This is a genomic window from Pseudomonas sp. ERMR1:02 (assembly GCF_002277815.1).
In the GTDB taxonomy this organism is placed as follows: domain Bacteria; phylum Pseudomonadota; class Gammaproteobacteria; order Pseudomonadales; family Pseudomonadaceae; genus Aquipseudomonas.
In genome coordinates this window covers 1-23,983 of sequence record NZ_NKJI01000007.1, presented here as the reverse complement: position 1 = coordinate 23,983, position 23,983 = coordinate 1, and the positions used below count along the sequence as shown (strand labels likewise).

The 23,983-nt window shown below is 59.0% G+C and carries 19 protein-coding genes, 4 tRNA genes and 2 pseudogenes; 8 read left to right on the top strand and 17 right to left on the bottom strand.

What is annotated here, in order from left to right; genetic code table 11:
* Positions 1 to 19 precede the first annotated feature (19 nt).
* Positions 20 to 2,226 (bottom strand): annotated as a pseudogene (locus tag CES87_RS14780) (DNA internalization-related competence protein ComEC/Rec2); the annotation flags it as partial.
* A 186-nt stretch (positions 2,227 to 2,412) separates the two neighbouring features.
* On the opposite strand from CES87_RS14780, the gene CES87_RS14775 reads away from it, so the two are divergent.
* Positions 2,413 to 2,928: a DUF2062 domain-containing protein gene (locus CES87_RS14775; protein ID WP_128606686.1), complete on the top strand. Its 516-nt coding sequence runs from the start codon at positions 2,413 to 2,415 to the stop codon at positions 2,926 to 2,928.
* A 173-nt stretch (positions 2,929 to 3,101) separates the two neighbouring features.
* On the opposite strand, the gene CES87_RS14770 is transcribed toward CES87_RS14775, so the two are convergent.
* The 4 genes from CES87_RS14770 to CES87_RS14755 form a co-directional block, all read right to left on the bottom strand.
* Positions 3,102 to 3,881: an ABC transporter permease gene (locus CES87_RS14770; protein WP_128606685.1), complete on the bottom strand. Its 780-nt coding sequence runs from the start codon at positions 3,879 to 3,881 to the stop codon at positions 3,102 to 3,104.
* Positions 3,878 to 4,810 carry an ABC transporter ATP-binding protein gene (locus CES87_RS14765; RefSeq protein ID WP_128606684.1) on the bottom strand — a complete coding sequence of 311 codons (933 nt, stop codon included), beginning with the start codon at positions 4,808 to 4,810 and terminating at the stop codon, positions 3,878 to 3,880. The genes CES87_RS14770 and CES87_RS14765 overlap by 4 nt, the downstream gene beginning before the upstream one ends.
* Positions 4,811 to 4,943: 133 nt before the next feature.
* Positions 4,944 to 5,567 (bottom strand): glutathione S-transferase family protein, encoded by a 624-nt coding sequence (locus CES87_RS14760; protein ID WP_128606683.1) that lies wholly within the window; start codon positions 5,565 to 5,567, stop codon positions 4,944 to 4,946.
* Positions 5,568 to 5,610: 43 nt separating this feature from the next.
* Entirely contained in the window at positions 5,611 to 6,270 is a 660-nt protein-coding gene (locus tag CES87_RS14755; protein ID WP_128606871.1) for a transglutaminase family protein, read from the bottom strand.
* Positions 6,271 to 6,522: 252 nt separating this feature from the next.
* Between CES87_RS14755 and CES87_RS14750 the strand changes: the two genes are divergently transcribed.
* Positions 6,523 to 8,970, top strand: a complete 2,448-nt coding sequence (locus tag CES87_RS14750; protein WP_128606682.1) for an acyl-CoA dehydrogenase — start codon at positions 6,523 to 6,525, stop codon at positions 8,968 to 8,970.
* 83 nt (positions 8,971 to 9,053) lie between these two features.
* Complete coding sequence (locus tag CES87_RS14745) at positions 9,054 to 9,461, top strand: PA2817 family protein (protein ID WP_128606681.1); 408 nt, start codon at positions 9,054 to 9,056, stop codon at positions 9,459 to 9,461.
* Between the two features lie 83 nt (positions 9,462 to 9,544).
* Here the strand turns inward: CES87_RS14745 and CES87_RS14740 are convergent, their stop codons facing one another.
* The gene (locus CES87_RS14740; protein WP_128606680.1) at positions 9,545 to 10,531 is read right to left on the bottom strand and encodes a LysR family transcriptional regulator; all 987 of its coding nucleotides are present in this window, start codon (positions 10,529 to 10,531) and stop codon (positions 9,545 to 9,547) included.
* A gap of 180 nt (positions 10,532 to 10,711) precedes the next feature.
* Between CES87_RS14740 and CES87_RS14735 the strand changes: the two genes are divergently transcribed.
* Entirely contained in the window at positions 10,712 to 11,353 is a 642-nt protein-coding gene (locus tag CES87_RS14735) for a LysE family translocator (RefSeq protein WP_128606679.1), read from the top strand.
* 113 nt (positions 11,354 to 11,466) lie between these two features.
* On the opposite strand, the gene CES87_RS14730 is transcribed toward CES87_RS14735, so the two are convergent.
* The 4 genes from CES87_RS14730 to CES87_RS14715 all read right to left on the bottom strand — a co-directional run bounded on the left by CES87_RS14730 (position 11,467) and on the right by CES87_RS14715 (position 11,880).
* Positions 11,467 to 11,542 (bottom strand) — tRNA-Gly (locus tag CES87_RS14730).
* Between the two features lie 3 nt (positions 11,543 to 11,545).
* Positions 11,546 to 11,621, bottom strand: a tRNA-Glu gene (locus tag CES87_RS14725).
* 105 nt (positions 11,622 to 11,726) lie between these two features.
* Positions 11,727 to 11,802: transfer RNA gene (locus CES87_RS14720), tRNA-Gly, on the bottom strand.
* A 2-nt stretch (positions 11,803 to 11,804) separates the two neighbouring features.
* Positions 11,805 to 11,880, bottom strand: a tRNA-Glu gene (locus CES87_RS14715).
* Between the two features lie 387 nt (positions 11,881 to 12,267).
* Here CES87_RS14715 and CES87_RS14710 point away from each other — a divergent pair.
* Complete coding sequence (locus CES87_RS14710) at positions 12,268 to 13,026, top strand: hypothetical protein (protein ID WP_178081426.1); 759 nt, start codon at positions 12,268 to 12,270, stop codon at positions 13,024 to 13,026.
* A gap of 127 nt (positions 13,027 to 13,153) precedes the next feature.
* Here CES87_RS14710 and CES87_RS34310 read toward each other — a convergent pair whose 3' ends face one another.
* From CES87_RS34310 to CES87_RS14690, 4 genes and pseudogenes are all read right to left on the bottom strand, one after another.
* Positions 13,154 to 14,017 carry a methyl-accepting chemotaxis protein gene (locus tag CES87_RS34310; RefSeq protein WP_371858215.1) on the bottom strand — a complete coding sequence of 288 codons (864 nt, stop codon included), beginning with the start codon at positions 14,015 to 14,017 and terminating at the stop codon, positions 13,154 to 13,156.
* Positions 14,015 to 14,239, bottom strand: a pseudogene (locus tag CES87_RS34305) (HAMP domain-containing protein); the annotation flags it as partial. The pseudogene CES87_RS34305 and the gene CES87_RS34310, both read right to left, overlap by 3 nt.
* A gap of 986 nt (positions 14,240 to 15,225) precedes the next feature.
* Positions 15,226 to 16,611, bottom strand: coding sequence for a PLP-dependent aminotransferase family protein (locus CES87_RS14700; protein ID WP_128606676.1), 1,386 nt, complete (start codon positions 16,609 to 16,611; stop codon positions 15,226 to 15,228).
* 297 nt (positions 16,612 to 16,908) lie between these two features.
* A complete protein-coding gene (locus CES87_RS14690; protein WP_128606675.1) occupies positions 16,909 to 17,670 on the bottom strand; it encodes an SDR family oxidoreductase in 762 nt (253 codons plus the stop codon).
* 237 nt (positions 17,671 to 17,907) lie between these two features.
* On the opposite strand from CES87_RS14690, the gene CES87_RS14685 reads away from it, so the two are divergent.
* Positions 17,908 to 18,912 carry an NADP-dependent oxidoreductase gene (locus CES87_RS14685; protein ID WP_128606674.1) on the top strand — a complete coding sequence of 335 codons (1,005 nt, stop codon included), beginning with the start codon at positions 17,908 to 17,910 and terminating at the stop codon, positions 18,910 to 18,912.
* A gap of 107 nt (positions 18,913 to 19,019) precedes the next feature.
* Here the strand turns inward: CES87_RS14685 and pyrF are convergent, their stop codons facing one another.
* On the bottom strand, positions 19,020 to 19,718 hold the full coding sequence (pyrF, locus tag CES87_RS14680; protein WP_178081425.1) for an orotidine-5'-phosphate decarboxylase: 699 nt from the start codon (positions 19,716 to 19,718) through the stop codon (positions 19,020 to 19,022).
* Between the two features lie 296 nt (positions 19,719 to 20,014).
* Here pyrF and CES87_RS14675 point away from each other — a divergent pair, with 296 nt between their 5' ends.
* Both CES87_RS14675 and CES87_RS14670 read left to right on the top strand, forming a co-directional pair.
* Complete coding sequence (locus CES87_RS14675; protein ID WP_128606672.1) at positions 20,015 to 20,773, top strand: response regulator; 759 nt, start codon at positions 20,015 to 20,017, stop codon at positions 20,771 to 20,773.
* Positions 20,773 to 21,825 (top strand): HAMP domain-containing sensor histidine kinase, encoded by a 1,053-nt coding sequence (locus CES87_RS14670; RefSeq protein ID WP_128606671.1) that lies wholly within the window; start codon positions 20,773 to 20,775, stop codon positions 21,823 to 21,825. The genes CES87_RS14675 and CES87_RS14670 overlap by 1 nt, the downstream gene beginning before the upstream one ends.
* Before the next feature lie 261 nt (positions 21,826 to 22,086).
* Here CES87_RS14670 and CES87_RS14665 read toward each other — a convergent pair whose 3' ends face one another.
* Positions 22,087 to 23,208 carry a beta-ketoacyl-ACP synthase III gene (locus tag CES87_RS14665; RefSeq protein ID WP_128606670.1) on the bottom strand — a complete coding sequence of 374 codons (1,122 nt, stop codon included), beginning with the start codon at positions 23,206 to 23,208 and terminating at the stop codon, positions 22,087 to 22,089.
* A 304-nt stretch (positions 23,209 to 23,512) separates the two neighbouring features.
* Positions 23,513 to 23,983: DUF3418 domain-containing protein (locus CES87_RS14660; protein WP_128606669.1), on the bottom strand; the 471-nt coding region annotated here is incomplete at its 5' end.

Sequence of the window (23,983 nt, the reverse complement as noted above, 5' to 3'; positions counted from 1 at the left end):
GGCGGTTATTTGTCCGACGGGGCGGATCGCGCCAGAAACGCCGCTCCTGACGCATCGTCCGTGGCGATTCGAAACGCCCCAGTTGCAGATGAATGGCACCCTGCTCAGCGCTGTCGTAGATCGCCATGTCGAGTTTTCGATAGCGAGCCAGGACCGTCGGATGAGGATGACCAAACGAATTGCCCTGGCCACGGGAAATCAGTACCGCTTTGGGCTGCAGGCCGTTGAGCAGCGCTATCGAAGACGAACTGCGACTGCCATGGTGCGGCGCCTGCAACCAGTCGGTCGCAACCGCCAACGGACTGTCGAGCAGTACTCGTTCGGCCGCAGTGTCGATGTCACCGGTCAGCAGCAGTCGCTCGCCATTGGCTTCGATCTGCAGCACACAGGATTTGGGATTGCTTTCACGGGCATGCGCCCATTGCCAGAGCTCAAAGTTCACACCGTCCCAGGTCCATTTCCGACCGCTCTCGCAGTCCCCGGCTTGCAGCTCCGTCGGCAACTCCCCTGGTTCACCACTGATCACGCGCGTCACCGGCAGTCCCTTGGTAACCGCCAGCGCGCCGCCGGCATGATCGGCGTGAGCGTGGCTGATCAGCATCAAGTCGAGAGCGCCCACGCCCATTTTCCGCAACGTTGGCAACACCACGCGCTCACCGAGGTCGCTATCACCGAAACGCGGACCGGCGTCATACAGCACCGCGTGATTGCGGGTGCGCACGAGGATGGCCAGGCCCTGACCGACATCCAGCTGCCAGATTTCAGCCACACCTTCAGGCACGGTGGGTCGGGGCGCAAAGACCAGCACCAGCAGCAAAGGCCAACCCAACGGCCGTAGCGGTATACCTTGCGGCAGCAAGAGCAGGAACGCACCGAGTGCCCCCATGCCCCATACCCACCAGGGAACCGCCACGGGTATCCACGCGGGAACCTGCCCGGCCATCAACGCCAGGACCCTGAATAGCCCGTCGATCAGTCCGCCGGCCAGCCACAACAGGCCCTCCCCGCATAAGGCACGGGCAACAGCAGAGTCCCGAGCAACGCGGGTGGCAGCACCAGCATGCTGATCCACGGCACCGCCAACAGATTGACCAGCGGCCCGGTGAGACTGATCGGTAAGCCCAGCACCAGCAATATCGGCCCCAGACCAATTGCGATCAGCCATTGGGCGCGAGTCCAGGTTTGCCACCATCGCCACGGACCCAGGCGACCGCTGAAGGTGAAGATCAGCACCGCCACGGCCCCGAAGGACAACCAGAATCCCGGCTGCAGACTGGCCAGCGGGTCCAGCAACAACACGCCATTAAGCGCCAGTAACAGCGGCCACCAGGCGCCAAGATGGCGAAATCGAAGGCGCCATAACAGCACCAGACCGATCATCAAACAGGCACGACGCACCGGCACCTCGAAACCGGCCAACAGCCCGTAACCGAGGGCAGCCGCGAATGCCAGACCGCAGGCCCAGGGTAGCCACGGCAGACGGCTTGGCCACAGGCCATAACGGGCAAGCCCGGCGATCAGTAAATACACCAGCCCCGCCAGCATCCCGATGTGTTGTCCGGAAATCACCAACAGATGCACAGTGCCGGTGTCCTGCAACACTTGCCAGTCTTCACGACTGAGTCCGCCACCATCTCCCAGCACCAACGCCACCAGCACACCCGTTCGACCCTGAGCATCCACTGCCTGTAACTTCTGACGAATGCCGTCACGCCAGGCCCATCGCGCCTTGGCAAGCCGTTCGCCATCCTTGACGGTCCCGGTCGCGCCGATGCGCTTCGCCAGCAGCCAGGCGTCGTAATCGAAGGCATGGGGATTGAGCAACCCGGCGGGACGCTTCAACTTGACCGCCAGTCGCCAGCGTTCGCCGCTGCTAACCGGTGGTCCGTTGTACCAGGCCAGGCGCATAAGTTGCGGCACGTTGCCGTGCCGTGACCAAGCGTCCGCCAATTCGAAACGCACGACGGCTTCGCTGTGCTGGGGCAATCCCACTACCCGCCCTTCGACCCAGCGTGTTTCGCCATCAAGACCAGGTGCCAACCGATCATTCAGCGCCCACTGCGCCTGCGCGCAGGCCCAACTCAAACCGAATAGAAAAAACGCTACCGGATACGTCCTGAACGGCAGCAACATCAAACCGACCATCGGCAACAGCAGCCATAATCCGACCGGCGGCAAGGCCGGTAAAAAACGCAGGGCCAGCAAACCCAGCGCCAACGCCACCATCCTGTGCGCATACGCCCGTCCTTGATGCCCGTACTTGAGGCCCTTACTTGAGGCCCTTACTTGAGAGTCCCGTTCCTAGGCATAGCCGGTTGACCGCACGACCACCGTTATCAATTGTCACAAAGTCTGAATGGGCGGTTCATAGAATCCAGACATACTTGCCGCCTTAACCGACCGAGAAGCCTTATGCCCCGGCGCTTATTCAAACGTTACATGCCAGATCCGACCAGCATCAGGGAACACAAATCCTTACGCTTTCTCGGTACTCTGCTGCATGACCCGAACCTCTGGCACCTCAACCGCCATTCCGTCGCCCGGGCCATGGCGGTGGGTCTGTTCGCGGCGTTCCTGCCGATTCCATTGCAGATGCTGGTCGCCGCCATCCTCGCCATCGTCGTGCGCGGCAATATGCCGATTGCCGTCAGTCTGGTGTGGCTGACCAACCCGATCACCATGCCGGCCGTGTTCTTTTGCACCTATCAGACCGGCGCCTGGCTGATGGACGTTCCCGCCCGGCATCTGCCGGACGAATTGACTTGGGAATGGATCAGCGGTGAGCTCTCGACCTTGTGGCAGCCGTTCTTGCTAGGTTCGGTGGTCACCGGGTTGGTGCTGGGGGCATTGGCGTATTGTCTGGTGATGATGTATTGGCGCTGGTGGGTTGCGCGGCAGTGGAAGCGGCGCAAGCAGAGTCGAATGTGAGAATGCAAAACGGCCTCCGATCGGGAGGCCGTTTTTTATGGCGGATTCACATCTGTAGGAGCGAGCCTGCTCGCGAAAAACGTTCAGAAAACACGGGCATTCAGGGAACACGCGTTATCGTTGACGTCCATCGCGAGCAGGCTCGCTCCTACAGTGGAAAGCGGCGACCACCGTTACGTGCGCATCCCCCGCCCACTCACCAGCAACCGCGCACAACCTACATACAGAATCAAAGTCGCCACCAGCATGAACGTAATCGCAATACTGATCCTGATATCCGAAACACCAAGGATCCCGTAACGAAACGCATTGACCATGTGCAGCACCGGGTTGGCCAGGGAGACGGTCTGCCAGAACGGCGGCAGCAGCGAGATCGAGTAAAACACCCCGCCCAGGTAAGTCAAAGGCGTCAACACGAACGTCGGAATGATCGAAATGTCATCGAAGTTGCGCGCAAACACCGCGTTGATGAACCCCAGCAGAGAGAAGATCGTCGCCGTCAGCACTACCACCAGAATGGTCACGCCGAGGTGATGCACCTGCAAATCGGTGAAAAACAGTGACAGCAGTGTGACGATGATCCCGACCATCAATCCACGCAGTACACCGCCGAGGGTGTAGCCGATCAGAATCGTATGCGGCGAGACCGGCGACACCATCAACTCTTCGATGGAACGCTGGAACTTGCTGCCGAAGAAACTCGATACCACGTTGCCATAGGAGTTGGTGATCACCGACATCATGATCAGCCCCGGCACGATGTACTCCATATAAGTGAAGCCACCCATAGCGCCGATCTGCCGACCGATCAGGTTACCGAAGATCACGAAATACAGAACCATGGTGATGGCTGGCGGTAGCAGGGTCTGCGGCCAGATCCGGGTAAAACGCCGGACCTCACGGTAAACGATGGTGTTAAGGGCAACGAGGTTGGGCTGCAGCTCGGAACTCATACCGCCACCTTCGACAGATTTTTCTCCACCAGGGACACGAACAACTCCTCAAGGCGATTGGTTTTGTTGCGCAGGCTCAGCACTTCAATGTTTTGCTGGGCCAGTTGGGTGAACAGCGCGGTGATGCCCATGCTTTTGTCCACCTGGACTTCCAGGGTGTGACCATCGAGCAACCGCGATGGATAGCCGATCAGTTGCGGTGGCGCAATCGGGTTGTTCTTCAAATCGAGCAGGAAGGTCTCGACATGCAATTGGCCGAGTAGCTGCTTCATGCTGGTGTTTTCGACGATGGTGCCGTGATCGATGATGCCGATGTTGCGGCACAACTGCTCGGCCTCTTCCAGGTAATGCGTGGTGAGGATGATGGTGATGCCTTTTTTGTTCAGCTCGGTGAGGAAGGTCCACATCGAGCGACGAAGTTCGATGTCCACCCCGGCGGTCGGTTCGTCGAGGATCAACAGGCGCGGTTCGTGAACCAGTGCCCGGGCGATCATCAGTCGGCGCTTCATGCCGCCGGACAGCGAACGCGACGGCACATCGCGTTTGTCCCACAGGCCGAGCTGGGTCAGGTACTGCTCGGCGCGTTCCTTGGCGACTTTCGCCGGAATGCCGTAGTAACCGGCCTGGGTCACGACGATGTCGAAGGTCTTTTCAAACTGGTTGAAATTGAATTCCTGGGGCACTACACCGATGGAACGCTTGAGCGCCGCCGGGTTCTTGTCCAAGTCATGACCGAAGATATTCACCGTGCCGCTGGTCTTGTTCACCAGGGTCGAGAGGATGCCGATGGTTGTGGATTTGCCGGCGCCGTTCGGGCCGAGCAAGGCGAAAAAGTCACCTTCGGCAACGTCCAGATCTATACCACTCAAGGCCTGGAAACCGTTGCCGTAGGTTTTGGTTAGCTGCCGGATGGACAGAGCGGAACTCATATCGGATTTACGCACCAAGAAGGAAAGAAAGGGATAAATATGGGCGGACGGCGAGCAACACAACCACAGCGCATTGGCACAATGGTGCTTGTCGCCGCCACACAAGTACAGTCAAGTGTGTCGATAGTGAGTATTAAGTCAACGCGGTCATCACCGCTTTGCGATACGCCGGACGCGCCTTCAACCGTGCGTACCAGGCCTCCAGATGAGGCAGTGGCGCACGTTCGATCGGCATTTCGAACCAGGCATAAATGAAACTGCCCAGCGGAATGTCGCCCATACCGATATCGTCTCCCGACAGATACGGCTTGGCCGCCAGCGCCTGATCGGCCATTGCCAGCAGCGCTTCGCACTCCTTGATCGCAGCCTTGATAGCGGGCCAGTCCTGTTGTTCTGCGGGAGTGCGCAGCACGCCCCAGAACACCGTGCGGAAGGGACCTGCAAAACTGGAGGTGGTCCAGTCCATCCACTTGTCAGCGGTGGCCCGCCCGTGCAGATCCGACGGATACCACGCAGTGTCCGCAGCATGTCTGGCCAACAGGTAACGGACGATGGCGTTGGATTCCCACAACACGAACCCGTCGTCTTCGATCACCGGAACGCGGCCATTGGGGTTCATGGCGCGGTACTCGGGCGTATCGACGACACCAAAAGCGCCGCCCGCATCGATGGCTTCATAAGCCAGACCGAGTTCCTCGGCGGCCCACAACGGCTTTCTGACATTCGATGAATTTTTCCGACCCCAGATCTTCAGCATGACCACCTCTCGATTGATGAATGCGCAGGCAGCATACGCCGGATCAGGCGCGACTCAAATCGCTCTGCATGTCCCCCAACAGCGGTTGCAGTTGCTCGCTGAACAAGTGTGGATAGCACTTGCGCAGATGTTCGAAGAAGAACGCTTCGGGCACGTCGGTGAACTGGCCGTGATCGATCAGGTACTCCATCAATTTCTCGCCGTCACGATTGAAGGGATGAAAAACGCTGTCGTTGATACCGTCGAATTCCAGCGGCGCGACATTGAACAGTTCGCACAAGCCCTGATTGAACGCAGGTGTGGCCTTGACCCAGCGCCCGTTCAGATACAGCTCGGTATAACCGTGCATGGCGAACACGTCGCTCTTGAGCAGTTCGAGCAGACGCGGCGTCGACAAATGATTGCGCACGTCCGCCAGACCGATCCGCGCGGGGATCGCGCAATGCCGTGCTGCGCCTGCCAACAGTGTGGCTTTGGGCACGCAATAACTCTCCCCGGTTGCCAGCGCATAACTGCCACGCAGGGTCTGCGGATCGAGGCTGAAGGTGTAGGGGTTGTAGCGCACCGCCTCGCGCACGGCGTAATAAAGATTGATCGCCTGCTCGATCGGATCACGACTGCTGCCACGATGTTTTTCGGCGAACTCCACCACTAGGGGGTGGTCACTATCGATGAAGCGGCCGGGGCTTAGGTAATCGTGCAGATACTCGTGCATGAGGGCAATCTCCTGGGCAAGCCCCGAGTCTAGCGAGAGGTTTAGCACAGAGATAACGACGTTTCGGCCAAACATGGACGCTTTGTCGCCCGCTGATTTTTCACGGCCTCTCATCCATCGGGCCTACAAAATCATCCATGGTTTCACACGATTTCTATCACCTCGCTCTGACCACCCTGTTTCGCGGATGCCGTCTAAGCTCTGTGGGTTGGTTCGCCCTGGTTTCACGGAGGATTAAATATGCTGCTGTTGTGGATACTGGTTCTGGTTGTCGGGATAGCTTATTTAGCCCATCGTCGCATCGCGCCACTGCCTGCCCTGGGCATCGTGGCTGTCTACCTGCTGGCAATGGGCGCCTTCAGCCGCGCACCGGGCTGGCTGCTGCTGATTTTCTGGGTGCTGATCGCAGCGGTGGCTGCCCCCCTGCTATTGCCTGATCTGCGCCGCAAATTCTTCAGCGCGCCGATGTTCAACTGGTTCCAGAAAACCCTGCCGCCCATGTCGCAAACCGAACGCGACGCCATCGAAGCCGGCACCGTATGGTGGGACGGCGAACTGTTCAGCGGACGTCCGGACTGGAACAAACTGCTGTCCTACCCAAAGGCGCAACTGAGCGAAGAGGAGCGGGCCTTCATCGACGGTCCGACAGAAGTGCTCTGCACCATGGTCAGCGACTGGCAGCTCGGGCAGACCATGGATCTGCCGGCCGAGGCCTGGATGTACATCAAGGACAACGGTTTCTTCGCTCTGATCATTCCCAAGGAATTTGGTGGCAAGGGCTTTTCGGCCTACGCCCACTCGCAAGTGGCGATGAAACTGGCGAGCCACAGCGGTGACCTCGCGTCCACCGTGATGGTCCCCAACTCCCTCGGTCCGGCCGAACTGTTGCTGCATTACGGCACCGACGAACAACGCAACCATTACCTGCCACGCCTGGCGCGCGGCGACGATATTCCGTGCTTCGCCCTGACCGGACCGCTGGCCGGCTCCGACGCTGGCGGCATGCCCGACACCGGGGTGATCTGCAAGGGCGAATGGGAAGGCAAGGAAACCCTAGGCCTGCGCCTGAACTGGGAAAAGCGCTACATCACTCTTGGCCCGATAGCCACCCTGCTCGGCCTGGCGTTCAAGGCCTACGACCCGGACCACCTGCTGGGTGAGAAAGAAGACCTGGGCATCAGCCTGGCACTGATTCCAACCGACACCGCCGGCGTGGAAATCGGACGCCGTCACATGCCTTTGGGCGCGGCATTCATGAACGGCCCGAACTCCGGCAAGGACGTGTTCGTACCGCTGGAGTTCTTGATCGGCGGACAGGAAATGCTCGGCAAGGGCTGGATGATGCTGATGAATTGCCTGTCGGTCGGGCGCTCGATCTCCCTGCCAGCGGTCGGCACCGGCATGGCCAAGTTCACCAGTCTGGTGACAGGTCAATACGCGCAGATCCGCGAGCAGTTCAATGTACCGATTGCGGCTTTCGAAGGCATTCAGGAAGCCATGGCCCGCATCGGCGGCAATGCCTGGATGATGGATGCCGCGCGGATGCTCACCGCCAACGCGGTGGATCTGGGCGAGAAACCGTCGGTGCTGTCGGCGATTCTCAAATACCACCTCACCGAGCGCGGCCGCGAGTGCATCAGCCATGCAATGGATGTGCACGGCGGCAAGGCGATCATCATGGGGCCGAACAATTATCTCGGACGCATGTGGCATGGCGCGCCGATCTGCATCACCGTGGAAGGCGCAAACATTCTTTCGCGCAACCTGATGATCTTCGGTCAGGGTGCGATTCGCTGCCATCCCTTCGTGCTCAAGGAAATGGCTCTGGCCACCCGCGAGGACAAGGATCAGGCACTGACCGAGTTCGATGGCCTGCTGCTCAAGCACATTGGTTTTGCCGTGGGCAACGCGGCCAGCACGCTGGTGCTGAACCTGGGTTTCGGTCATCTGGAACACGTGCCGGGCGACAAGCTCAGTCAGGGTTACTTGCGCGCCCTCAACCGCCAGGCAGCGGCGTTCGCTCTGCTCGCCGACCTCAGCATGATGTTGTTGGGCGGTGAACTGAAACGTCGCGAACGCCTGTCAGCTCGATTGGGCGATGTACTGAGCAACATGTACCTGGCCAGCGCCGCGCTTAAGCGTTACAACGACCTCGACGCGCCGGACTACATGCAACCGCTGTTTACATGGGCCATGGAGGAAAGCCTTAGCCAAGCCGAACGGGCCATGGATGAATTGCTCAACAACTTCCCGAACAAGGTGCTGGCATGTCTGCTGCGGATGATCGTGTTCCCGTTCGGCCGCCGTCACAAAGGGCCGTCGGACAGGCTCGGTGCCACGGTGGCGGCGGTGATCGGCCGCGCCAAGGGCGATCCGGCGCTCGAAGAGTTGCTTTTGGGTTGCTACCGCCCGCAATCGAACGAAGATCCGGTCGGCGCTCTGCAACACGCCTGCGACCTGTTGAGCGCAGCACAACCGTTGCAGAAGAAGCTTCATGTGGCGCTCAAGAGCGGCCAGCTCAAACCAGTCGCCGGCGAACATGTCATCGATGCAGCATTGGAGGCTGGCGTATTGCAACCAGTGGAGGCACAAACTCTGCGTGAGGCCGAAGCGGCGCGACGCAGAGTGATCGATGTCGATGACTTCGACAAAGAGGAGATAGCCCTGACCGATGGTCAGGTCCGCTAATCCAGCCAACGACGTGCAGCATGTAAAAAAGGGCGCGGGAGCTTTATACTCTCGCGCCCGTTTTGCTCTTGAGGACTTATCTCGTGTCCAACATCGTTGCCGATCATCTCGTTTTGCTCGACCACTTGCGTAGCATCCTGGTCGCCGTGGGTGAGGCCGAGCAGGTTCCCGACGAAAGCCATGCCTTGTTCCTGGAGCGCTTTGACGAACTGCTTGCACTGCTGCCGGTCGACCCGATCGAAAGCCAGTATCTGGGCCAGGACATTCTGTGCCAGGTGATCACCCGCTATCCGCAAATCGCTCACCTGGTATCGCGCGACTTGCTGTGGTACTTCGCTGGTGACTGCCTGCATTACATGCCCGATGATGAAATCGACCTGTACCAGGCGCTGGAAGAACGTCGCTTCGAAGCCGAACAGAATGATGAACCGTTCGACTGGAATCAGGAAAAACAGTTGCTGGCGTTGTCGAACCAGGACAGTAAGCACTGATTCGCGATCAGAAATACAAAAGGCCCGCATGGTTATCCATGCGGGCCTTTTTTATGGTCAGGGCTTGCCCGCGAAGGGGCCGGTCAAAACAACCCATCCCTCTCTAGAAACTCATACTCCACCAACTCACTCGACCTACCCGGCTTACTAAGCGTCGGCTCCTTATCCAGACACTCCACCAGATAATCGATGAACACCCGCAACTTCGGCGGCAGGTAGCGGGTCGGCGAATGAAGCAGCCAGGCACCACCGTGGTAGGACGCCAGGAAGGTCCAGTCCGGCAGCACCTGCACAATCAGCCCCTGCTCCAGCGCATGCCGCGCAGTGAAATACGGCAGGCTGCCAATGCCGATGTGCTGTAACACCGCGCCCAAACGAACACCGGTGTGATTGGCGGCATAGCGTCCGCGCACGCCCACCGTCACGGCCTTGGTGCCTTTCTTGAATTTCCAGCGCGCATCGCTCGGGGTTTCCCCCAGATAAATACAACTATGGTTCAGCAGATCATGGGGGTGGGTTGGCGTGCCGTGTTCGGCCAGGTATTGCGGTGTGGCACAGAGCATATGGTCAATGGTCAGCAATTGCCGCCCTACCAGCCCGACCGGAGGCCGATCGGTAATACGAATCGCCAGGTCGACATGGTCGTCGATCAGATCCACCTGACGATCCTCGAGCAACAACTCCACATCCACTTTGGGATAGCGGCGCAGGAACTCCGGCATGTGCGGGTGAATCACGAACCGCCCCACGGCCTTGGGCACACTCACACGCACCAATCCTTCAGCCTCATGGGTGAACTGACCGCTGATTTCCATCACCGACCGGGCAGCACTGACCATGTCCTGACACCACTTGAACACTTCCTCGCCACCGTCGCTCAAGCGCAATTTGCGCGTTGTTCGTTGAAGAAGGCGCATGGCGAGAGCCTTCTCCAGTCGCGAAATGCTACGACTGACCGCCGAGGGTGAGGAGCCCAATTGGCGAGCTGCTTCAGAGAAGCTGCCGGTCTCGACAACCTTGACGAATATTGCCATTTCGCCCAGCAGCGGCAGAGGAAGATTTATGCTCACGACGCAACAGTCCTTTGAAGTTTGACCGGATTATCACGTAATTCCACGCTTCATATAATACAAAACGGAAACATTCATACGAGTAAGCAACATGACACGTGGAATGAGACTTTGGGCAATGCCATTACCGGCATCGCCCTACGCCGATGGGCCGCGTCACCCTTACCTTATGGAGTTGAGATGCAGTTTTCGAATTACCTGGGCGAGTTTCTGGCGCTGGCGACCATCCATTTCCTGGCCGTGGTCGCCCCCGGGCCGGACTTCGCCGTAACGATCCGCCAGAGTGTGCGGTTTGGCCGGTGGGTGGGCATCTGCACGGCACTGGGCATCGGTGCCGGCATTTCCGTGCATGTGCTGTATACCCTGCTTGGCATCGGTGCGTTGATGCACACAACGCCTTGGCTGTTGACGGTGGCCAAGGTCGTGGGCGGCGCCTACATTCTTTATTTGGGGGTGAGCTTGTTGCGAAGCCAACCAAAATCAGTATTAGAGGGCGATAGCGCTACCGACGAACCTGCCACTGAGCAAACACTTCTGAAGGCGTTCACTACCGGCTTTCTCACCAACGCCACCAACCCCAAGGCCACCCTGTTCTTCCTGGCGATTTTCACCACCCTCATCAGTGCCACCACACCGCTGGAAATTCAGGCGTTGTACGGAGTGTGGATGTGCTGTGTGAATGCTCTGTGGTTTGTGATCGTTGCCCTTTTCTTTTCAAGCGACAGGGTGCGATTGCTGTTCTTGCGCATGGGGCACTGGTTCGAACGCACCATGGGTGTGATTCTTATCCTGTTTGCGGGGCGGTTGATTCTGTCGATATAAAACGACCATGCAAAAAGGCCCGCTCAGTCAGACTGGCGGGCCATTTTTCTACTTCGGGTACAAATCACACGCAAACAAAAACGCCGCTCAATGAGCGGCGTTTTTGTTAAATATGGAGCGGGAAACGAGACTCGAACTCGCGACCCCGACCTTGGCAAGGTCGTGCTCTACCAACTGAGCTATTCCCGCAAATGGCGTCCCCTAGGGGACTCGAACCCCTGTTACCGCCGTGAAAGGGCGGTGTCCTAGGCCACTAGACGAAGGGGACACGCTAACTGAAACACATGGTGTGTATTTCAGTGCCCAAATCCGCATCCGAAGATACCGGTTCTGGTTTCACTCAGCCCTGCCCGAAAGCAACGCTGTTTAAAAATGGAGCGGGAAACGAGACTCGAACTCGCGACCCCGACCTTGGCAAGGTCGTGCTCTACCAACTGAGCTATTCCCGCATTGGCGTCCCCTAGGGGACTCGAACCCCTGTTACCGCCGTGAAAGGGCGGTGTCCTAGGCCACTAGACGAAGGGGACACACTACAACATTCACTCCCTGCTTCGTTTCGCTGTGTGCTTTACGCTGCAAGTGGCGCGCATTCTATGGATGGTTTGAGAAGTCGTCAACCCCCTGTTATAAATATTTTTAAATCAATGACTTGGCCCTGCTTTGCGGCACCAATCCGGATTTTCCGCCGTCCGGTGTTTGGCGCCTATATTCTGACACTCGCCAAGGCGTTATAGTCCACGGCATGAGTGATGGCAATTTGCTCCATGAGTGCCAGCATTTAATAAGCATGTCTGCGGCCGATACAGGTTGAGCCACATTGATCCACCTCGTCGAGCGGCGCCAGGCGCATATATGCCGAGCCAATACACTCGCACGCGAACCCTATAGAAGAGGTCTTACCGGTGACACCACTAATGATCACTCTGCTCGTCGTAGCCGGGATCGCACTATTGATCGCCATTGGCTACATCAACCATGTGGTGGAGAACAATAAGCTGGAAAGGGCCCGTACCAAGGTTGAACTCAACGATCGCCTGCGTCGTTGCGGTGAGATCACCGAAACTTTCCCTGGGCAGTTGATGAGACCGGCGCTCAAGCTACTGCTGGCCCGCCTGGAATTGAATGTCTGCCAACGCCTGCTGAATCTGGAAAAAACCAGCGCCAACCTCAAGGCGCGGATCGGCGAGCTTGAAATCCTGGTTGCCCAGGGCGAATCGATCCCGGTCAACAACCCGCGGGCACCGATCCAGACCGAAGCCAAGGCCAAGGACGTACGCTTCCTGCTTGAAGCCCTGCATGGCCAAATCACCCGCGCCGCACAAGACGGCTTCCTGCCTCCCAACGAAGCCAAGCGTTGGATCCGCGAAGTGCGCCACATTCTGGTGCTGCTACACATCGAGTTCTTCAACAACCTGGGCCAGCATTCCCTGCAACAGAACCAGCCCGGCCAGGCGCGCCTGGCGTTCGAGCGCGGCGTGCAATACCTGCGCAAACAGCAGGAACCGCAGATCTACGCCGAACAGCTGGAGTATCTGGAAAAACTCCTGGCCCGCGCCAATGCGCAAGTCATGGATCGCATTGCCCCGGTAGAAGGCGAAGTGAACCAGTTGACTGAAGGCCTCAAGGACGTCGAGGCGGACGCGGACTGGAAGAAGAAAGTGATTTACGACTGATCAATCAATGTAGGAGCGAGCTTGCTCGCGATGGACGTGGACGATAACGCGCACTTTCTGAACGATCATGTTGTCTGACGTTTTTTCGCGAGCAAGCTCGCTCCTACGGGGTCCAGCGATGTAGCTATCAAAGCCTGAAATGCCCCACCATCCCTTTCAACTCAACACCCAACTGCGCCAGCTCGATACTCGACGCCGCATTCCCCTGCATCGCCAGCGAAGACTGATCCGCACTGGCACGAATACTCGTGACGCTGCGATTGATCTCCTCGGCCACCGAGCTTTGCTCCTCGGCAGCAGCAGCGATCTGCTGGTTCATCTGCTGAATCAACGACACCGCCGCCGCAATACTCCCCAGCGCACTCTCGGTCTGCAGTGCATCACTGACCGCCAGCTTCACCAGTTCGCCACTGCTCTGAATCTGCTGCACCGACGTCTGCGCCGCCGAGCGCAAGGCGCTGACCAATCGCTCGATTTCCTCGGTCGATTGCTGGGTCCGCTTGGCCAGTGCGCGCACTTCATCGGCCACCACCGCAAAACCCCTGCCCTGCTCGCCGGCGCGTGCTGCCTCGATGGCCGCGTTGAGCGCCAGCAGGTTGGTCTGTTCGGCAACACTCTTGATCACACTGAGCACCGTGCCGATGTTCTGGATTTCCGCGCTCAGGCTCTCGATGCTCGAACTGGCTGAAGTAGCCGAATCAGCCAGTTGCTCGATCCGCTCCATACTCTGGCGCACCACTTGTTGACCACTTTCAACCTTGCCATCCGCCGTTTGCGCCGCCACGGCGGCCTCCTCGGCGTTACGCGCGACATCGTGCACGGTAGCGGTCATCTGGTTCATCGCCGTGGCGACCTGCTCGGTTTCTTCCTTCTGGCTGCTGACTTCAAGATTGGTCTGTTCAGTCACCGCAGACAGCGATTGCGCTGAAGTGGCCAGTTGCTCGATGCCTGCCTGCAAACCGCTGACGATATGACTCAGTCCCGCGCCCATTTGCTGCATGGCCTGCATCAATTGGCCGATCTCGTCCCGGCGGGTCACTTCGACCGTCCCGCTCAGATCCCCCGAGGCAATTTGCTGCGCCACCCGAATCACACTGCGCAACGGCCCCACGATCAACCGGGTAATTACCCAGGCTGCAATTAATCCAACCAGCAATGCCAGTGCGGAAGAGCCGATGATCAGCAACGAGTTCTTTTTCAGCTCTGTCTGCATCGACTGATCTTCGGCGACATAGGCCTGGTCCACCCGCTCCATCACCTGGGCGGCGCGTTGATGCAGTTGCTGATAGACGGTTTTCTCCTGCTCCAGCAGACCGGTGTACTCGGCAAGTTTGTCGCTGAAACTGGCGATATGACCGATCACCTCATTGAGGACAGTCTGGTAACCCTCATCCTTTACCGTGTTTTTCAGCTGTTCGGCCTGGGTCAGTGCCTGACTGGCCTGTTCGATCTTGCCTTGACCCGCACTGTCGTCGCCCTTGCGGCTCTGGTCGAGACGCACGCGCGCTTCGTTCATGGCTTGCAGCATCAACCGGGAAACCTGGCTGACCTGATTGGCCTGCTCGATAAACTGCGCACCGTCCTTGCCTTCGGAGTCCTTCAGGGTGTAGGCACCGTCATCGGCGAGCCCGGCTTGCAGCACGTCGAGGTTGTTGGCCACGCTGGACACCGACCAACTGGCCATTTCCAGCGCCAGATCCTTGGCCTGGCTGAGCGAGACAAACTCATCGAAAGCCTTTCGATAAGCGCCGAGGGACTGCGCGACATCAGTCATCACCGGCACATTGGCCGCAGAAGCAGCCTTGAGCTGATTCGCCAGGGCCACCAAGCCATCAACGCCTTCGTGCAGGGCATCGGCTGTTTTCGGATTGCCATGCAGGGCATATTCCTGCTCCAGCAAACGCACCTTCAGCAAACCGCTGTTGAGCGATGACATCTGCTTGAGCCCGTCAAAGCGATGGCTAATGGTTTGTAGGGACCAGACACCGATGGCCGCTACCAGGGCGGTCAATAAAAGCACCAGCACAAACCCGACACCCATTTTTTTTGCCATACCGAGGTTGGCAAAACGTCCTTGCACGGCCGAAATCATTGCACTTAATCCCCGCCATAATCTGTAGACGCAGATTCGCAACGGGCCTGTGGCAACACAAGTCTCTGGCGTCGGAATAATGGCAAAAAGCTACGCCAACGTCGTTTTCAGAACGCTTGAGGTCGATCCGCAGCGGTAGCCTGAAAAAATGCCCGCGCTCGCGGATCACAAGCACAGGCCACATTGATGCGCTGCCAGTCATTAGCCACGCCGGCTGCACTGAAGGTTGTCGTAGGGGAAAGCAAAACCCCGAAACGCCGGGCCTGCGTTCGCACCTGAGCGTAGTCCGGCATCCGCGATCGTGCCCAGATAAACAAACCTCCCGCCGGCTTGCCGAAAACCTCCCAATCGGCGTCTTCCAGCAGCTGCAATGCCGTTTGCCGGTCGCTATTCAAGCGCTGTCTCTGACGTTGCACCAATTTGCGATAGGCGCCATTGGCCAACAGGCGAGCCAACACCGACTCGCAAAATCTTGATGCGCCCATGCTGCTGATCATCTTGACCTCGGCCAATCGCGCAATCACCTCGGTACAGGCCACCACAAAGCCGACTCGTAATGAACTGCTGAGGGTTTTGGAGTAGCTGCCAACGTAGATCACCCTGTCATCCAGTGCAGCGAGGCGCTTGCCGGGACCGCTGTGCAGGTCCGCATAGACATCGTCTTCAATGACCAGCACGCCTTGTTCTTTCGTCAGTTGCAGCACCCGCTGCGCCACTTCGGGCGCCAGGCTGGAGCCGGTCGGATTGTGATGAAAACTATTGATGAACAGTGCGCGAGGCTGGTATCTCAGCAACAACGCTTCCAGCGCTGCGATGTCCGGCCCGCTCGGGGTTCGCGGGACTTCAAGCATACTGACGCCGTGAAGCCTGAGCAGATCGAACAACACGGGATAGCCAGGGCTTTCCACCACCACGCAGTCTCCCACCCTGAGCAACGTCCGCACGATCAGGTCCAGGCCCTGACTCGCCCCCGCAGTTGTCATGATTCGACTGCCATCGACGTTGATGTCCAGCTGTTTCAGGCACTTCAGAATCTGCTGGCGCAAGGCGGGCAGGCCCAATGGCGAACTGTAGTTAAACAAGCCGGCCATGTCGGTACGACTGATCTCTCGAATCGCGTAAGCCAGATCGTCCGATTCGCGCCAGCTTTCGGGAAGGCTGCCAAAACCCAACTGCAATTCACATAAGGAAGGGCCCTGACCGATTTCAGCGTCTTCAAACCACACAGCGTCCTGATGTCCCATAGCGCCCGGAGCCGGGGCAGCCACGATGTAACCGGCGCCATGGCGCGACTCCAGCATCCCTTGTGCGACCAGGCGCTCACAGGCTTCGACGACACAGGACTGATTGAGTAAATTGACTCTTGCAATTTTCCGCACCGAAGGCAGACGCGCACCAGGCGCCACCTCATTGCGACGGATCCCGCAGGCCAGCGCATCGACGATTTGCTGTACGACCGGCACCAAGGCCTGTCGATCGATTCTCAACTCCATGAGCAAGCAAACTCCTGTTTGGTTTTGCGGGAAACAGTTAATCACAGGAGCGCTTGCCGGGATGTGCGACAACGCCGCTAGAATCTCCGGTTTTAACCATTTGAAACATACTGCCTGGCGACTTCATGGACCATGAAAAAACCGAAAGGAAAACCTCAGGGGCAACGAAAAACCTGTGGGAGCGGGCTTGCTCGCGAATGCGGTGTATCAGGCAACATTGATGTTGACTGACACTCCCTCTTCGCGAGCAAGCCCGCTCCCACAGGTTCGGTTTTTTCTACATATCAGAGTGTTGTTTCAGAACGCAGTGACACCACCATCCACTGCCAAAGAATGCCCGGTAGTGAAAGCTGCGCCGTCACTGCACAAGTACAGCACCGCGCTGGCGATTTCCTCGACCTTGCCGATGCGGCCCACCGGGTGCATGGCATTGGCGAACTCGCCTTTCTTCGGGTCGGCTTCATAGGCGCGACGGAACATATCGGTGTCGATCACTGCCGGGCATACCGCATTGACGCGGATTTTTTTCTTGGCGTATTCGATGGCCGCCGACTTGGTCAGGCCGATCACCGCGTGCTTGGAGGCGGCGTAGATGCTCATCTTCGGCGCTGCGCCGAGACCGGCCACCGAAGCGGTGTTGACGATTGCGCCGCCCCCCTGGGCCAACAGCAACGGCAACTGGTATTTCATGCACAACCAGACACCTTTGACGTTGACGCCCATGATCGCATCGAACTCGTCGACGGTGCCTTCGGCCAGTTTGCCCTTCTCGATCTCGATGCCGGCATTGTTGAAGGCATAGTCGAGGCGGCCGTAAGTTTTGACCACCTCGTCCATCAGATTTTTTACATCGTTTTCCACGGTGACGTTACAGCGCACGAAGGTCGCTTCGCCGCCGGCCGTACGAATCAGCGCTACCGTCCCCTCTCCGCCTGCCGTGTCCATGTCAGCCACTACCACCTTCAAGCCTTCGGCGGCGAACGCCTGGGCAGTCGCGCGACCAATACCATTGGCGGCGCCCGTCACTACCGCGACCTGGCCAGAAAACGTCATGCTCATTGTTATGTCCTCGAAGAGAAGTTTGCGGGGAACCGCGTTTTTCCCAGTCTAGCCACAGCTTCCCGCGACGCGGCAGCACTATTAGAAGGCCGGTTGGACGCCCATGAGTCGCAGTGATGGAACTGTCGTACCAACTATCACTGCACTGGATCAACCTGCATTCGCCGCATCAGCCAAACTTGCGGCATCGCCTACGAAGGTCTATCCACAAGGCTTCATTCATCTTGAGTGCCTGTCATGACTACCCAGACCAATCGCCAGTTCCTGCTCGCCAAACGTCCAGTCGGCGCGGCTACCCGCGAGACATTCACCTATCAAGAAGTACCGGTCGGCGAGCCGGCTGCGGGTCAGATCCTGGTCAAAAACGAATATCTGTCCCTGGACCCGGCCATGCGTGGCTGGATGAACGAGGGCAAGTCCTACATTCCCCCGGTTGGTCTTGGTGAAGTGATGCGGGCCTTGGGTGTAGGAAAAGTCGTGGCTTCGAACAACCCCGGATTCACGGTCGGGGACTACGTCAACGGGGCACTGGGTGTACAGGATTATTTCCTGGGTGAGCCGCGAGGCTTCTACAAGGTAGATCCGAAACTGGCACCGCTGCCGCGGTACTTGTCCGCGCTAGGCATGACCGGAATGACCGCTTACTTCGCCCTGCTCGACGTCGGCGCACCCAAGGCCGGTGAGACCGTGGTGTTGTCGGGGGCTGCCGGTGCAGTGGGCAGCATTGCCGGGCAGATCGCCAAAATCAAAGGATGCCGGGTGGTCGGCATCGCTGGCGGCGCGGACAAATGCAAGTTCCTGATCGATGAGCTGGGTTTTGACGGCGTCATTGATTACAAGAACGAAGACGTCATCGCCGGTCTCAAGCGCGAATGCCCGAAAGGCGTCGATGTGTATTTCGATAACGTCGGCGGCGACATTCTCGATGCAGTGCTGAGCCGCCTGAACATGAAGGCACGAGTAGTCATCTGCGGCGCCATCAGTCAGTACAACAACAAGGAAGCGGTCAAAGGCCCGGCCAATTATTTGTCGCTGCTGGTCAACCGCGCGCGCATGGAAGGTTTTGTGGTCATGGATTACGCCACGCAGTTCGCCACTGCCGGGCAGGAAATGGCCGGCTGGATGGCCAAGGGACAGCTCAAGAGCAAGGAAGACATTGTGGAAGGACTGGAGACGTTCCCGGAGACGCTGATGAAGTTGTTCAGCGGCGAGAATTTCGGCAAGTTGGTGTTGAAGGTCTAACCCAGACCTGTAGGAGCCGGCTTGCTGGCGAAAGCGGTGTATCAGGCGCCATCGATGTTGATTGATGCGCCGCCTTCGCCAGCAAGCCGGCTCCTACAGGTTTTCGTTTAGGCGAGTTCGGCCACAACTGCCGCCAACGCCTGCGCCGGATCCGCCGCCTGGCTGATCGGACGGCCGATCACCAGATAATCGGAACCGGCGTCGAGCGCCTGGCGCGGGGTCAGAATGCGGCGCTGGTCGTCCTGGGCGCTGCCCGCCGGACGAATCCCCGGGGTCACCAGTTGCAGCGACGGGTGCGCCGATTTCAGGGCCTGGGCTTCCAGGGCCGAGCATACCAGGCCGTCCATTCCGGCTTTTTCCGCCAGAGCAGCCAGGCGCAGTACCTGTTCCTGCGGTTCGATATCCAGACCGATACCTGCCAGATCCTCACGCTCCATGCTGGTCAGCACGGTCACGCCGATCAGCAGCGGCTGCGGTCCGCTGCGTTTGTCCAGCACTTCACGGCACGCAGCCATCATGCGCAGGCCACCGGAGCAATGCACGTTGACCATCCACACACCCATTTCCGCTGCAGCCTTGACGGCCATGGCGGTGGTATTGGGAATGTCGTGGAACTTGAGGTCCAGGAACACTTCGAAACCCTTGTCACGCAGGGTCCCGACGATTTCCGATGCGCAGCTGGTGAACAGTTCTTTACCGACTTTGACCCGGCACAGTTTCGGGTCCAACTGATCGGCCAGCTTCAGTGCGGCGTCACGGGTGGGGAAATCCAGGGCGACGATGATAGGAGTCTGGCAGGCGGACATGAGCGGGCTCTCAGGCAAGTCGAAATCGGCGCGCATTGTAGCGGAACCAGCGCCGCTGCGGGACCCGATGATCGGTAAATCGTCGGGGACGCTCTGGCAAGACTAGCCTTTGCGGTAATTGTGTCGAGTTCGGTACATACCCGACATGCCTCCAACACCCTTGCCCGCTACCCTCGCCAGCCGCAACACGTCCTTACAACAGCACTTCCCGCCTCCGGGCCGGACGCCTATGCTGGAACCACAACCTCGCGGCCTATCTTTGTGGTTGGCAGCCAACCTGGCAGATGAACGCACGCATGCTCAACACCCACGCACCTGTGAACGACGATCAAAAAGCGCCCGGCGACGACAAACGCTGGAGCATTCGCGCCCTGATCGTCGACGATGACGTTCCGATCCGCGAATTGATGATCGACTACCTGGCCCGGTTCAACATCCACGCCAGCGGCGTCACCGATGGCGCCGCGATGCGCCTGGCAATGCAAGCGGAGCATTTCGACGTGGTGGTGCTCGACCTGATGCTGCCCGGCGAAGACGGTCTGTCGCTGTGCCGCTGGCTGCGCGCCGAGTCCGATATCCCGATCCTCATGCTAACCGCCCGCTGCGAACCTACCGACCGGATCATCGGCCTGGAACTGGGCGCCGACGATTACATGGCCAAGCCGTTCGAACCCCGGGAGCTGGTGGCGCGCATCCAGACCATCCTGCGCCGGGTGCGCGATGATCGCACCGAACAACGGGCGAACATCCGTTTCGACAACTGGCGGCTGAACAGCGTGTTGCGCCAGTTGATCGCCGCCGATGGTCTGGTGGTTCCACTGTCCAACGCCGAATTCCGCCTGCTGTGGGTGTTCATCGAACGTCCACGGCGGGTCCTGAGTCGCGAACAGTTGCTGGACGCTGCTCGCGGCCGATCGATCGAAGCCTTTGATCGCAGCATCGATCTGCTGGTGTCACGCCTGCGGCAGAAACTCGGTGATGACCCGAAAGCTCCGCAGCTGATCAAAACCGTGCGTGGTGAGGGTTACCTGTTCGACGCTCGAGACATCGGCTGATGCGCGGGCGCTTCGATACGCTGTTCGGCCGCCTGTTTGGCGTGCTGCTGATCGCGATCATCCTGGCGCATCTGCTGGCATTTGCCTGGTTTCACCACTACGGCCCGCCTCCACCTCCGCCTCCACCACCGGAAGTATCCAAAACCTTCGACGGCCAACGCCCGGCACCGGATCCACGCTTCGAAAACCGGCCACCCCGGCCGTGGTTTGGTGGGCCGCTGGTGCCACTGACCTTTCAATTCGTCTCGCTGATCATTGCCGCCTGGTACGGCGCCAAACTACTGAGCCGGCCCATCCAGCGCCTGAGCGATGCCGCCGAGCGCCTGAGCGAGAACCTCGACAGCCCGCCACTGGACGAATCCGGCCCACGGGAAGCGCGGCAAGCGGCGCACACCTTCAACAAAATGCAGCGACGCATCATCGAACAAGTGAAACAGCGCTCGCGAATGCTCGGCGCGGTGTCCCATGACCTGCGTACGCCGCTGTCGCGGCTCAAGTTGCGGCTGGAGCAGATTGACGATGACAGGCTACAGGGCCAGATGCGCCAGGATCTGGACGACATGATCAGCATGCTCGACGCCACCCTTACTTACTTGCACGAACAGCGCGCCAGCGAGGCGCCGCAGTGGATGGATGTGCAGGCACTGGTGGAGTCCCTGAGCGAAAACGCCCAGGACCAGGGCGCCGATGTTCAGGCCAGCGGCCACTGTGCACCGCTGCAAGTACAGCCGATGGCGTTGCGTTCCTGCGTCAATAACCTGCTGGACAACGCCCTGCGCTATGCCGGGCAGGCGCTGATCACTCTGGAGGATCATCGGGAAGAACTGTTGATCCGGGTCATCGACCACGGGCCGGGCATCGCGGCGGAGCAGCGCGAAGCAGTGTTTGAACCGTTCTTTCGCCTGGAGGGTTCGCGCAATCGCAATTCCGGTGGTGTCGGCTTGGGCATGACCATCGCCCGTGAGGCAGCGGAACGGATGGGCGGGCAATTGAGCCTGGAAGAAACGCCAGGCGGTGGGCTTACCGCAGTCATTCGCCTGCCGCGAACCTGAATCACACACCGCCCCAATGTGGGAGCGGGCTTGCTCGCGAAAGCGGTGTATCAGACAAAATCTTTACTGAATGTGCCGACGCCATCGCGGGCAAGCCTTGCTCCTACAAGGTTGGTGGCGCTCAGCCAATTCGCGAACACCTCAATTCCGTAGGAGCAAAGCTTGCTCGCGATGGTGGACTGTCAGTCAACATCTCTTCTAATGTGCCGACGACTTCGCGAGCAAGCCCGCTCCCACATGGGTCATGGGTGAACCGCAGATTCAGCGTTTGCGCAGAATAACGCTGCCGATCGAGTAACCGGCACCGAACGAGCTGAGTACCGCCAGCGAACCGGCTGGCAGGTCATCCTGGTTCTTGTGGAAGGAAATCACGGAGCCGGCGGAGCTGGTGTTGGCGTAGGTGTCGAGGATCACTGGCGCTTCCTGCTCGGTGGCGTCGCGGCCCAGCAGTTTCCTGACGATCAGGTGGTTCATGCTGAGGTTGGCCTGGTGCAGCCAGAAGCGCTTCACGTCGCTGACGTTAAGCTTGTTCTCTTCCAGATGCGCACTGATCAGCTCGGCAACCATCGGGCAGACTTCCTTGAACACCTTGCGGCCTTCCTGGACGAACAGTTTGTCCTTGGCACCGATGCCATCTTCCGCCGCGCGGTTAAGGAAGCCAAAGTTGTTGCGGATGTTGTTGGAGAACTTGGTCAGCAGTTTGGTGCTGACGATGTCGAACTGATGCTTGGAAGTAGCCAGGTCGGCGCGCTCGATGATCACCGCAGTAGCGGCGTCACCGAAGATGAAGTGGCTGTCACGGTCGCGGAAGTTCAGGTGACCAGTGCAGACTTCCGGATTGACCATCAGGATTGCCCGGGCCTGGCCCAACTGGATGCTGTTGGCGGCGGTCTGGATGCCGAAGGTCGCCGAAGAGCACGCCACGTTCATGTCAAAACCGAAACCCTGGATGCCCAACGCTTCCTGAACTTCGATGGCAATGGCCGGGTAGGCGCGTTGCAGGTTGGAGCACGCGACGATCACGCCGTCGATGTCTGCTGCAGTTTTGCCCGCACGCTGCAGCGCTTGCTCAGCAGCGCCAATGGCCATCTGGCAGAGGACCGACCACTCGTCGTTGGAGCGCTCCGGCAGGCGTGGCGCCATGCGTTGCGGGTCGAGGATGCCGTCCTTGTCCATGACAAAGCGGCTCTTGATGCCGGAGGCTTTTTCGATGAACGCTGCACTGGACTCGGTCAACGCTTCAATTTCACCGCGCGCAATGGCGTCGGCGTTGTCGGCGTTGAATTGCGCCACATAAGTATTGAAAGACTGCACCAGCTCTTCGTTGGAGATGCTGTTGGCCGGAGTGAAAAGGCCGGTGCCGCTGATGACGACGTTATGCATGGTCGTGTCTCTAATCTGTTCAGGCAGAAAGCATTGGCACCGACGTACCAATACATAAAGGGTCTATTCCCATCCTGGGGACGCAAACCTGGCATCGCTTATTTCCGACCTGCCCGCAACAACGCAGGGCCGGCGTTTATAGGCGCGAAGTTTGCCATAAACCGTGGGTTTTGGCGCCTTTTGCGATATGAAGCGCCATTGTGCGATTCCTGTAGGAGCCCGGCTTGCCGGCGAAGGCGTCTGCGTGAGCGATGCAAGGCTCGAAGGCGCCTTCGCTGGCAAGCCAGCTCCTAAGGGGTACTTGTTATGGCTCGACTTGGGTCCACTGCTTGCTCAGACGCTTGTCGGAGATGGGCACCTTGGTTCCCAGTTGCTGGGCGAACAATGAAACCCGGTACTCCTCCAGCCACCAGCGATACAGCTCCAGTTGCGGATCGCGCTTGCCTTCCTGGGCGTGCTTGCTGGCGCGGGTCTGGTATTGGGTCCATAGGCCGGACAACTCGCCGCTCCAGACCCGGTCCTTCTGCACCTGCGCGCCGAGCTTTTCGAAGCGCTGTTCGACAGCCTTGAGGTAGCGCGGCAACTCCTTGAGCCATTGCATCGGCGTTTCGCGGACAAAGCCCGGATATACCAGATGGCTTAGCTGCTGCTTGATGTCGTTCAGGGCGACGGCTTGCGCCAGGTCGATCTTGCCCTTGAAGCGCTTTTGCAGGCCGTGCCAGAGTTTGAGGATTTCCAGGGTCAGCTTCGCCACGCGTTCGGCGTGTTCGGTCCA